The organism is Corallococcus sp. BB11-1 (assembly GCF_026626625.1).
GTDB lineage: Bacteria > Myxococcota > Myxococcia > Myxococcales > Myxococcaceae > Corallococcus > Corallococcus soli.
The window spans coordinates 352,153-365,038 of the sequence record NZ_JAPNJY010000007.1; the positions used below are offsets into that span (position 1 = coordinate 352,153).

Below are 12,886 nucleotides of genomic sequence, written 5' to 3' on the forward strand. Positions count from 1 at the left end.
TCACTCCTCGGAGTCCGTGTCGTTCACGGCGGAGGCCTGGGAGGCGAGCAGATCCTGTACCTCCGCATCGTCCAGTTCATCCAACTGCGCCATCATTGATGCGAGCTCGTCCAGATCCACCTGGGCGGTGAGTCGCAGGAGGTTGATGGCGAAGGCTTCCACGGTGGGCGCTTCGAAGAAGTCCTGCAGGGAGACTTCCACGTTGAAGGTGGCGCGGATGCGGGTGACGGCCTGCGTGGCCAGCAGCGAGTGTCCGCCCAGCTCGAAGAAGTTGTCGTGGATGCCCACACGCTCGACACGAAGCACCTCGCTCCAGAGCGCGGCGAGCTTCTGCTCGGTCTCATTGCGAGGTGCGACGTACTCGGCACCCGTGGGGAGTGCTCCGTCCGGGGGAGGCAGGGCCTTGCGGTCGAGCTTGCCGCTGGCGTTGAGGGGCAAGACCTCCAGCGGCACGAAGGCCGAAGGAAGCATGTACTCAGGCAGGTGCAGCTTGAGGAAGTCGCGCACGTCTGAAGTGGCGGGCGACTGCGCACCGGCCGGCGGCACGAGGTAGGCCACGAGGCGCTTGTCGCCGGAGGCGGAGTCCTCACGCACGACGACGACGGCCTGACGCACCTGGGGGTGGCGCTCCAGGGCGGCTTCAATCTCTCCCAGCTCGATGCGCAGGCCACGCACCTTCACCTGGAAGTCGAGGCGGCCGAGGTACTCGATGTTGCCGTCGGGCAGCCAGCGGGCCTTGTCACCGGTGCGGTAGAGGCGAGCGCCGGGCTCGGAGGCGAAGGCATCCGGGATGAAGCGCTCGGCGGTGAGGTGGGGGCGCGCGAGGTAGCCACGGCCGACCTGGACGCCGCCGATGAAGAGTTCGCCCGGGACGCCCGTGGGGACGGGCCGCAGGTGCGCATCCAGGATGCGGATGACGGTGTTGGCGATGGGACGGCCGATGGGCAGGGAGCGCAGGCCGTCGCTGGGAAGGACGTGGAAGGCGGTGACGTCGACGGCCGCCTCGGTGGGGCCGTAGAGGTTGTGAAGCTGGGTGGAGGGCAGGCGCTGGAGGCAGCGCTGGGCGAGTTCCGGAGAGAGGGCCTCACCACTGCACACGACACGGCGCAGGCTTGCGCACTGCTCCAGGCCCGTCAGCTCCAGGAAGTGCTGGAGCATGGAGGGGACGAAGTGGGCGGTGGTGACGCGCTGCTCGGAGATGAGGCGCGCGAGGTAGTCAGGCTCCTGGTGGCCACCGGGGCGGGCGAGGACGAGGCGCGCGCCGACCATGAGGGGCCAGAAGAACTCCCAGACGGAGACGTCGAAGCTGAAGGGCGTCTTCTGGAGGACGACGTCCTCGGCACCCAGGGAGTAGGCCTGCTGCATCCAGAGGAGGCGGTTGCAGACGGCGCGGTGGGCGTTCATGGCGCCCTTGGGGCGGCCAGTAGAGCCGGAGGTGAAGATGACGTAGGCGAGGGAGTCCGGCGTGGAGAGGGAGGCGGGCGCGTGCGTGGGCAGGGCACGCAGGGCTTCGTCGTCCAGACGCAGGGGCACCACGGCGGCGCTCGCGGATTCCGGGAGGCGCGTCAGCAGGGAGGGCTGCGCGAGCAGGACGGCGGGACGCGAGTCCTCCAGCATCCACTCCATGCGCTCGCGCGGGTAGGAGGGGTCGAGGGGGACGTAGGCGCCACCGGCCTTGAGGATGGCGAAGAGGCCAACCACCAGCTCCAGGGAGCGCTCGGCGCACAATCCGACACGGACTTCGGGCCCGACGCCGAGGGAGCGCAGGTGCCAGGCGAGCTGATTGGAGCGCGCGTCCAGTTCCCGGTAGGAGAGCCACGCGCCTTCAAAGCCGAGGGCGGGCGCATCGGGCGTGCGCTGCACCTGGGCCTCGAAGAGGTGGTGGATGCAGGTGTCGGCCGGGAACGCCGTGGCCGTGTCATTCCACGCCACCAGCACCTGCTGACGCTCGGCCTCGGTGAGCAGGGGCAGCGCGGACATGCGCGTGTCAGGGGCGGCGACAGCCGTCTCCAGCAGCACCTGGAGGTGTTCGAGCATCCGGGCCAGGGTGTCGGCCTCGTACAGGTCGGTGCTGTAATCGCAGCTGCAGGCCAGGCCCTCAGGTGTCTCGTCGATGGAGAGCGTGAGGTCCAGCTTCGCGACGCCCGTGCTTGCTTCCATGCCTCGCAGGTCGAGACCGGGCAGCTTCAGCTCGATGGCCGGGGTGTTCTGCAGCGCGAGCTTCACCTGGAAGAGAGGCGCGTGGGCGAGGCTGCGCTCGGGGTTGAGCACGCGCACCAGCTCCTCGAAGGGGACGTCCTGGTGGGCGTAGGCCCCGAGCGCCACCTGCCGCGTGCGACCCAGCAGCTCGCGGAAGGTGGGGTCGCCGGACAGGTCACCGCGCATGACGAGCTGGTTGACGAAGAAGCCGATGAGGCCCTCGGTGTCGGCATGGGCCCGGCCCGCGATGTCCGTGCCGACGATGATGTCCGTCTGTCCTGAGTAGCGCGCGAGCAGGGACTGGAAGCCCGCGAGCAGGGCCATGAAGGAGGTGACGCCTTCCCGCTGGCAGAGCGCTTGGAGTGCCTGCGACAGCTCCCTGGGCATGAGGCGCGACAGGGTGGCGCCCCGGTAGGACTGGTTCGCGGGACGAGGCCTGTCGGTGGGCAGCTCCAACACCTGGGGCGCGTTCGCGAGCTGCTGACGCCAGTAGGCGAACTGCGCTTCGAGCGCCTCGCCCTGGAGCCACTGGCGCTGCCAGGCCGCGAAGTCCGCGTACTGCAGGGCCAGCTCGGGCAGGGGTGAGGGACGGCCTTGCGAGAAGGCCTCGTAGAGCGCGGCCACTTCGCGCACGAGCACGCCCATGGACCAACCATCGGAGATGATGTGGTGCATGCAGAGCAGCAGGACGTGCTCGGTGTCGGCCAGCTTCAGCAGCAGGGCGCGCAGCAAGGGGCCGCGTGCGAGCGAGAAGGGCTTGCGGACCTCGGCGTCGAGGAGCCGGCGGGCCTCGGCCTCGCGCTCGTGGACAGGGAGGCTGCTCAGGTCCACGCACTCCAACGGCAGGGGCGCGGGCGGGGCGATGCGCTGGACGGCCTCGGCGGGGAAGGAGGTGCGCAGCACTTCGTGACGGCGCACCAGCTCCGTGAAGCTTCGCTCCAGCGCGTTCGTGTCGAGCGAGCCTTCCAGGCGCAGCGGCGCGGGCACGTTGTACAGCGCGCTGTCGGGTTCAAGCTGATCCAGGAACCAGAGTCGCTGCTGCGCGAAGGACAGCGGCAGCGCGCCCGTCCTTTCGACAGGACGCGGGGGAGGCAGGAGGGGCCCAGGAGCGGCGCGGGGGACGGACTCGATGGTCCTGGCGAGTGCCTCGAGGATGGGGTCCTCGAAGAGGGTGGTCAGGGACAGCTCCACGCCGAAGGCGGCGCGGATGCGGGAGACCACCTGGGTGACGAGCAGGGAGTGGCCGCCCAACTCGAAGAAGTTGTCGTGGACGCCCACGCGCTCGACGCGCAGGACTTCACTCCAGAGCGCGGCGAGCTTCTGCTCCGTCTCGTTGCGCGGCGCGACGTACGCGACGCCCGCCGGGAGCGCTCCATCGGGGGAGGGCAGGGCCTTGCGGTCGAGCTTGCCGCTGGAGGTGAGGGGCAGGGCCTCCAGGCAGACGAAGGCCGCCGGCACCATGTACTCGGGCAGCCGCTGCTTGAGGAAGTCGCGCAGGGAGGCCGCGTCGGGGGCCTGCTCCTCGTGGGGGACGACGTAGGCGACGAGGCGTCCGCCGTCTGCGCCCTCCTCACGCAGCGCCACGACGGCCTCGCGCACGGCCGGGTGGGAGGCGAGGACGGATTCAATTTCTCCCAGCTCGATGCGGAAGCCGCGCAGCTTCACCTGGAAGTCGATGCGGCCCAGGTACTCGAGGTTGCCGTCGGCCAGCCATCGCACCTTGTCGCCGGTGCGGTAGAGGCGCGCTCCCGGTTCGGACGCGAAGGGGTGGGGGATGAAGCGCTCGGCGGAGAGTTCCGGACGCCCCAGGTAGCCGCGCGCGAGGCCCGCGCCACCAATGCACAGCTCTCCCGGCATGCCCACCGGCACCGGCCGCAGCGAGGCGTCCAGCACGTAGGCGCGCACGCCCTGGAAGGGCCGGCCGATGGTGATGCGCCCGGCCTCCACTTCGGCGTCGAGCGTGGCGCAGATGGTGGTCTCCGTGGGGCCGTAGGCGTTGATGAAGCGCCGGCCCGGCTTCCAGCGGGCCACGAGCTCGGAGGTGCACGCCTCTCCTGCGGAGGTGAGGGCCTCCAGTGCTCCCAGGCCCTGTGGGTCGAGCTGGGCGAGGACGGAGGGGGTGAGGGTGGCGGCGGTGATGCCCCGCTGCCGGAGCAGCTGGTGCAGCGGCGCTCCGGGCATCAGCTCGTCACGCGAGGCGAGGTGCAGTTCTGCGCCCGCGATGAGTGCGGGGACCATCTCCCAGACGGAGGCGTCGAAGCCGATGGAGGCGAACTGGAGGACGCGGCTGCCCGGACGCAGCCGCATGGCGTCGATGGTGCGCCGTGCGGTGTTGCAGAGGCCGCGGTGGCGCAGGACGGTGCCCTTGGGGCGTCCGGTGGAGCCCGAGGTGTAGATGACGTAGGCGAGGTTGTCGGGCAGCACGCGCGTGTCGGGGGCGTGCGTGGGGCGACGGGCGATGAGGGAGTCCCACTCCGAGTCGAGCAGGACGAGCAGCTCGTTCTGGAGGGGCAGCTCGTCGGCGAGGTGCTCCTGGGCGAGGACGACGGGAGGCTGGGCGTCGCGCAGCATGAAGGCGAGGCGCTCGGCGGGGTAGGACGGGTCGAGTGGGAGCCAGGCACCGCCGGCCTTGAGGATGGCGAGGATGGAGACGACGAGTTCCAGGGAGCGCTCGACGCAGAGTGCGACGAGGACTTCGGGGCCGACGCCGAGCGAGCGCAGGTGCCAGGCGAGCTGGTTGGCGCGCTCGTCGAGCTGGCGGTACGTGAGGGTCCGCTCACCCCACTGGACGGCGAGGGCGTCCGGCGTGCGCTGGACCTGGGCCTCGATGAGGGCATGGACGCTCGGGTCCTGGAGTTCCGCGGGCGTGTCATTCCATTCGACGAGCACCTGGTGGCGTTCGGCCTCCGTGAGCAGGGGCAGCGCGGACAGACGCGTGCCCGGCGTGGCGACGGCCGCGCCCAGGAGCAACTGCAAGTGCTCAAGCATCCGGGCCAGGGTGTCAGCGTCGTACAGGTCGGTGCTGTATTCGCACAGGCACGCGAGACCTTCGGGTGTCTCGTTGATGGAGAGCGTGAGGTCGAACTTCGCAGCGCCCGTGCTGTTCTCCGCGCCCCGGAAGGTGAGTCCCGGCACGCGCAGCTCCGCGGTGGGCGCGTTCTGCAGGACGAGCTTCACCTGGAAGATGGGGGCGTGGGCGAGGCTGCGCTCGGGGTTGAGCACGCGCACCAGCTCCTCGAAGGGAACGTCCTGGTGAGCGTAGGCCCCGAGCGCCACCTGTCGCGTGCGACCCAGCAGCTCGCGGAAGGTGGGGTCGCCGGACAGGTCGCCGCGCATGACGAGCTGGTTGACGAAGAAGCCGATGAGGCCCTCGGTGTCAGCGTGCATGCGGCCCGCGATGTCCGTGCCGACGACGACATCCGTCTGTCCTGAGTAGCGCGCGAGCAGGGACTGGAAGCCCGCGAGCAGGGCCATGAAGGAGGTGACGCCTTCCCGCTGGCAGAGCGCTTGGAGTGCCTGCGACAGCTCCCTGGGCATGAGGCGCGACAGGGTGGCGCCCCGGTAGGACTGGTTCGCGGGACGAGGCCTGTCGGTGGGCAGCTCCAACACCTGGGGCGCGTTCGCGAGCTGCTGACGCCAGTAGGCGAACTGAGCTTCGAGCGCCTCGCCCTGGAGCCACTGGCGCTGCCAGGCCGCGAAGTCCGCGTACTGCACGGGCAACTCGGGCAGAGGCGAGGGCAGGCCCTGCGAGAAGGCTTCGTAGAGGGCAGCCACCTCGCGTGCGAGCACGCCCATGGACCAACCATCCGAGATGATGTGGTGCAGGTTGAGCAGCAGGACGTGCTCGGTGTCGGCCAGCTTCAGCAGCAGCGCACGCAGCAAGGGGCCGCGCGCGACGGAGAAGGGCTTGCGGACCTCGGCATCAAGGAGTCGGCGGGCCTCGGGCTCGCGTTCGTCGAGCGGCAGGGCACTCAGGTCCACGCACTCCAACGGCAGGGGCGTGGGAGGCGCGATGACCTGGAGGGGATGGCCTGTCTCGGCAGGGAAGGACGTTCGCAGCACTTCGTGGCGGCGCACGAGTTCCGTGAGGCTTTGCTCCAGCGCTTCCGTGTCGAGCGTGCCTTCCAGGCGCAGCGGCGCGGGCATGTTGTACAGCGCTCCGTCCGGCGCGAGCTGATCCAGGAACCACAGGCGCTGCTGGGCGAAGGACAGCGGCAGTGCCTGGGCCCTGTCGACACGCTGGAGGGACGGAAGCTGCGGCCCAAGTCCTTCGCGTGCGAGGGCGTCGATGGAGGTCGCGAAAGATTCGAGGGAGGGAGACTCGAAGAGGGCGCTGATGGGCAGGTCGACGCCGAAGGTGGCGCGGATGCGAGAGATGACCTGGGTGGCGAGCAGGGAGTGGCCGCCCAGCTCGAAGAAGTTGTCGCGAGCGCCGACGCGAGCAACGCCCAGCAACAGACTCCACTGGGAGGCGAGGAGCTGCTGGGTGGGAGTGCGCGGGGCGACGTAGGCGCCGCTGTCCTCCAAGCCCTGGAGTCCAGGAGGCGGCAGGGCCTTGCGATCCAGCTTGCCATTGAAGGTGAGCGGCAGCGCCTCCAGGGCAACGAAGGCGGAGGGCACCATGTACTCGGGCAACCGAGAGAGCAGGGCGGTGCGCAGGGACAGGGATTCCACCTGGGTGCCAGCTTCGGGCACGACGTAGGCGACGAGACGCTTGTCGCCGGGGACGTCCTCGCGAAGCACGACGAGGGCCTCACGCACGGAGGGCAGCTCGCGCAGGAGCGCTTCGATTTCGCCCAGCTCGATGCGGAAGCCGCGCAGCTTCACCTGGAAGTCGAGGCGGCCCAGGTACTCAAGGCTGCCGTCCGCGAGCCTGCGGGCCTTGTCGCCCGTGCGGTAGAGGCGCGCACCGGGAGAGGAGGCGAAGGGGTCGGGCAGGAAGCGCTCCGCGGTGAGGTGAGGCCGCCCGAGGTAGCCGCGCACGACGCCAGCGCCGCCGATGAAGAGCTCTCCGGGCACGCCCGTGGGCACCGGGCGCAGGTGCGAGTCGAGGACGTAGAGGGCGGTGTTGGCGATGGGGTGGCCCAGGGGGATGAGGGCCGAGGTGTCCTGGGGGACGGAGAAGGAGGAGGACCAGACGGTGGTCTCCGTGGGCCCGTACATGTTCAGGACGGAGGGGACGCGGAGGCGCAGCTCGTGGGCGAGCTCGGCGGAGAGGGCCTCACCACCGACGAGCAACTGCTGGAGCGAGCGGAGGGCGTCGGCGGAGCCAGCGTCGAGCAGCAGGGCGCGCGCGAGGGAAGGCGTGCACTGCAGGTGGGTGACGGCGTCCTGGCGCACGGCGTGGGCGAGCCAGGCCGGGTCGCGGGTGTCGGACTGGAGGACGACGCGGAAGCCGCGAGCGAGCGTCCAGAGCAGCTCCAGGACGGAGATGTCGAAGGAGAGTCGGGTGACGGCGAGCCAGGTGCCGTGCTGGGGTCGCAGGACGCGCGCGTCCATGCCGGTGAAGAAGTTGGAGACGGTGCGGTGGGGCACCTGGACGCCCTTGGGCCGGCCGGTGGAGCCGGAGGTGAAGAGGACGTAGGCGAGGCTGTCCGCGGAGGCGAGGGAGACGGGCGCGTGCGCGGGCAGCGTGCGCAGCGAGGCGTCCTCCAGGAGCAGGGGCACCACGGTGGCGCCCGAAGACTCCGGGAGCTGAGTCAGCAGTGCGGGCTGGACGAGCAGCACGGCGGGACGTGCGTCCTCCAGCATCCCCTCCAGACGCTCGCGCGGGTAGGAGGGGTCGAGGGGCACGTAGGCGCCACCGGCCTTGAGGATGGCGAAGAGGCCGACGATGAGCTCCAGGGAGCGCTCGGCGCACAGGCCGACGTGGACTTCAGGACCGACGCCGAGGGCGCGCAGGTGCCAGGCGAGCTGATTGGAGCGCGCGTCCAGCTCCCGGTAGGAGAGCCAGATGCCTTCGAAGCCGAGGGCGTGCGCGTCCGGCGTGCGCTGGGCCTGGGCCTCGAAGAAGTGGTGGACGCAGGTATCAGCGGGGAACTCGGTGGCCGTGTCGTTCCACGCCACGAGCATCCGCTGACGCTCGGTCTCCGTGAGCAGGGAGACGTCGCCCAGGCGCGAAGCGGAGGCCATGGCACGCAGCGCATTGCTCCAGTGCTCGAGCAATTGCCGCACGGCCGCGACCTGGAAGCGGGGCGACGCGAAGACGGCCCGCAGGCGCAAGGCCTGCCCAGGAAGGACGAAGAGGGTGAGCGGATAGTTGGTGCGCTCGAAGGCCTGGACCTCCTTCACCTGGAGCGAGGAGGACGCATCGATCAGCGAGGCATCAACCGGGTAGTTCTCGAAGACGAGCAGGGAGTCGAAGAGCGAGGCGCCGCGAGGCACCTGGCTGAGCGACTGGACGTTGACGAGCGGTGAATGTTCGTACTGGCGCAGTTCGAGCTGCTGGGCCTGGAGCGACTGGAGCCAGGGCCACAGGGGCGAGGCGTGCGAAGGCAGGCGGATGCGTGCGGGCAGGGTGTTGATGAAGATGCCCACGAGGGTGTCGGAGCCGGTCAGCTCCGGAGGCCTGCCCGCGACGGTGTTGCCAAGGACGACGTCCTGCTCGCCGGAGTAGTGCGAGAGGACGAGGCCCCACGAGGCGAGCGCGAGCGTGTGCAGCGTGAGCTGGTGCTGGCGTGCGAAGGCCTGGAGGGCGGCCGTGGCCTCGGGGGAGAGGTCCAGCTCCAGGGTGACGTGCTCGGGCTGCTGGCCGTGGGGCACGACGGCGTGAGTGTCCGCCGGAAGCGGCGTGGGCGAAGCGAAGCCGTCCAGGTAGGTGCGCCAGAAGGACGCATCGGCGGAGGCATCACGACGCGACAGCCAGTCGATGTAGTCGCGGAAGGGAGCCTTGGGCGCCGGCTGCGGCGTGCGACCGGAGCGCAAGGTCGCGTAGAGGGCGAAGACCTCACTGATGAGCAGGCCGACGCTCCAGCCATCCACCAGCAGGTGGTGATGGCTCCAGAGGAAGCGCACGGACGCGTCCGCCAGACGGATGGCCGTCAGTCGCACCAGCGGTGCACGGCGCAGCTCGAAGCCTCGCTGCTGATCCTGGAGGAGGAGCTGCTCGAAGCGGTGTTGCTGCTCCGCCTCGCTCAGGGTGCGCCAGTCGAGCTGCTCGAAGGGCAGCTCCACCCGCGAGTGGACCACCTGGAGCGGCGTGGGCAGCTCCTCCCAATGGAAGGAGGAGCGCAGGATGGTGTGGCGCTGGAGGCAGGCTTCCCAGGCCCGCAGGAAGGCGGGCTCATCCAGCGCGGAGGTGACCGTCCAGGAGAGCTGCTGGAAGTAGGCGGAGGACGCAGGCGTGAGCAGGGTGTGGAAGAGCATGCCCTGCTGCGTGGGGGACAGCGGGTAGACGTCCTCGACGTCGGCGCCGGCCTGTCGCAGCACGGTGTCGAGCGACGTCTGGGTGAGGGCGGCGAGCGGGAAGTCCCCGGGAGAGAAGCGGCGGGCATCCTCGGACGTGCGCAGGGCGATGAGGGCGCGCAGGTGGTGGAGGAAGCGCTGGGCCAGCGACTCGATGGTGGCCGCCTGGTGCAGGTGGGTGCTGTAGCCGAAGGACAGACGCAGGCTGCCCTGGAAGACGGAGCCGTTGATCTCCAGCGCATGCAGCCGCGTGCCCGACGGAGAGACGGACGAACCCGAGGGCTCGGTGCTCAAGGAGAAGAGCTGGCTGGACGCGGCCGTGGCGTCAAGCTGGCCCAGGTAGTTGAAGGCCACCTGCGGCACGGGAAGGGCCTGGAGCTGCTGGGCGAGTTCGGTGGGCCCGAGCCACTTCAGCAGGCCGAAACCGAGGCCCCGGTGGGGCAGCAGGCGCAGCGAGTCGCGCACGGCGCGCAGGCCGTCACCAGCAGAGCCGCTCGCGAGCACGGGCAGCAGCACGGGCGTGAAGGACGTGAACCAGCCCACGGTGCGCGAGACATCCACGTCGTCGAAGAGCTCCTCGCGGCCATGGCCCTCCAGGTGGACGAGCACCTGGGACTGGCCGGTCCACTCGGACAGGGCGCGGGCCAGGGCGGTGAGCAGCACGTCGTTGATGTGCGCACGCCAGGCGGAGGGCGCCTCCTGGAGCAACTGCCGCGTCTCTTCCGTGTCGAGAGAGACGGAGACGGAGCGCTCGGAGGCGTAGGTGTTGGGGCCGGAGGCGTCGGTGGGCAGCGGCGCCACCCGAACGCGCGCCTCGTCCAGCCAGAAGGAGGCCTCGGAGGAGAGCGACTCGGAGCGGGCATGATCCTGGATGCGGCGCGCCCAGGACTGGAAGGAGGACGTCTTCGCCGGCAGCGTCACGGGGAGGCGCTGCTGGAGTTGCTGGTAGGCGGACTCGAGGTCCTCCAACAGCACGCGCCAGGAGACACCGTCGATGACGAGGTGGTGGGCGACGAGGAGCAGGCGCTGCTGACCGTCCCCCAGGTGGAAGAGGGCGGCGCGCAGCAGGGGCGCCTGGGCGAGGACGAAGCTGGACTGCACCCGCGAGGCTTCGGCTTCGAGCGCGGCGGACTGCTCGGAGGCGGGTGTGGAGGAGAGATCCACCTGGAGCAGGTGGAGGGGCGCCTCCTCAGGGCTGGCGTTCTCCTGCTGCCAGGAGGACTCCTGCGGGTTCAAGCGCAGGCGCAGTGCATCGTGGTGGGCCACCACGAACGCGAGCGCCTTCTCCAGGAGCGCGGGCTCCAGCGGCGCACGCGAGGCCAGCAGCACGGACTGGTTGAAGTGGTAGGCGTGGGCCGGGTCATGCGCCAGCAGTTGGAGCTGGGCGGGCGTGAGCGGCACCGGACCGGTGACGGGCCCCTGCTCGCGGAGCGCCTCGGAGGTGGACTCCGCCACGAGCGCGAGCTGGGCGACCGTCTGGTGCTGGAAGAGCTGGCGGGTGGCGAGCACGAGGCCTGCCCGGCGCGCGCGTGCGACGACCTGGAGGCTGATGATGGAGTCGCCGCCCAGCTCGAAGAAGTTGTCGTGAATGCCCACCTGCTTCAGGCCGAGCACCTGCGCCCAGATGTCGCACAGTTGCTGCTCGGTTTCGTTGCGAGGCGCGACGTACTCGCTGCTGGCAGCGAGCGCTCCGTCAGGAGTGGGCAGGGCCTTGCGGTCCACCTTGCCGCTGCTCGTCAGGGGCAGCGCCTCCAGAGGGACGAAGGCCGCCGGCACCATGTACTCAGGTAGCTGCTGCTTGAGGAAGTCGCGCACGTCCGCGGCGGAGAGCGGCTGCTCCGAGGCAGGTGACACGAGGTAGGCCACGAGGCGCTTGTCGCCCGGGGAGTCCTCGCGCACGACGACGACGGCCTGGCGTACCTGGGGGTGGCGCTCCAGGGCGGCTTCGATTTCGCCCAGCTCGATGCGCAGGCCACGCACCTTCACCTGGAAGTCGAGGCGGCCGAGGTACTCGATGTTGCCGTCGGGCAGCCAGCGGGCCTTGTCACCGGTGCGGTAGAGGCGAGCGCCGGGCTCGGAGGCGAAGGCGTCCGGGATGAAGCGCTCGGCGGTGAGGTGGGGGCGCGCGAGGTAGCCACGGCCCACCTGGACGCCGCCGATGAAGAGTTCGCCCGGGACGCCCGTGGGGACGGGGCGCAGGTGCGCATCCAGGATGCGGATGACGGTGTTGGCGATGGGGCGGCCGATGGGAAGAGAGCGCAGGCCGTGGTTGGGCGTGACGTGGAAGGCGGTGACGTCGACGGCCGCTTCGGTGGGGCCGTAGAGGTTGTGAAGCTGGGCGGAGGGCAGGCGCTGGAGGCAGCGCTGGGCCAGCTCCGGCGAGAGGGCCTCACCGCTGCACACGACGCGGCGCAGGCTTGCGCACTGCTCCAGGCCCGTCAGCTCCAGGAAGTGCTGGAGCATGGAGGGGACGAAGTGGGCGGTGGTGACGCGCTGCTCGCGGATGAGTTGCGCGAGGTAGTCGGGCTCCTGGTGGCCACCGGGGCGTGCGAGGACGAGGCGCGCGCCGACCATGAGGGGCCAGAAGAACTCCCAGACGGAGACGTCGAAGCTGAAGGGCGTCTTCTGGAGGACGACGTCCTCGGCACCCAGGGAGTAGGCCTGCTGCATCCAGAGGAGGCGGTTGCAGACGGCGCGGTGGGCGTTCATGGCGCCCTTGGGGCGGCCGGTGGAGCCGGAGGTGAAGATGACGTAGGCGAGGGAGTCTGGCGTGGAGAGGGAGACGGGCGCGTGCGTGGGCAGGGCGCGCAGGGCTTCATCATCCAGACGCAGGGGCACCACGGCGGCGCTCGCGGATTCCGGGAGGCGCGTCAGCAGCGAGGGCTGCGCGAGCAGGACGGCGGGACGCGAGTCCTCCAGCATCCACTCCAGGCGCTCACGCGGGTAGGAGGGGTCGAGGGGGACGTAGGCGCCGCCGGCCTTGAGGATGGCGAAGAGGCCGACCACCAGCTCCAGGGAGCGCTCGGCGCACAGGCCGACACGGACCTCGGGCCCGACGCCGAGGGTACGGAGGTGGTGGGCGAGCTGGTTGGAGCGCGCGTCCAGCTCCCGGTAGGAGAGCGAGGAGCCCTCGAAGCCAAGGGCGAGCGCGTCCGGCGTGCGCTGCACCTGGGCCTCGAAGAGGTGGTGGATGCAGGTGTCCGAAGGCAGGGGCGCGCGCGTGTCGTTCCATGCCACCAGCACCTGCTGACGCTCGGTCTCCGTGAACAGGGGCAGTGCGGAC

The 12,886-nt window shown here is 70.3% G+C and carries 1 protein-coding gene (cut by a window edge); it reads right to left on the reverse strand.

The annotated features are described in order from the left end of the window. Nucleotides 1-12,886, reverse strand: partial view of a non-ribosomal peptide synthase/polyketide synthase gene (locus OV207_RS08290; protein ID WP_267554014.1) — the final stretch only. 17,840 nt of this gene lie beyond the right edge of the window; only the last 12,886 of its 30,726 coding nucleotides appear in the window; its start codon lies beyond the right edge, outside the window; the stop codon is at nt 1-3.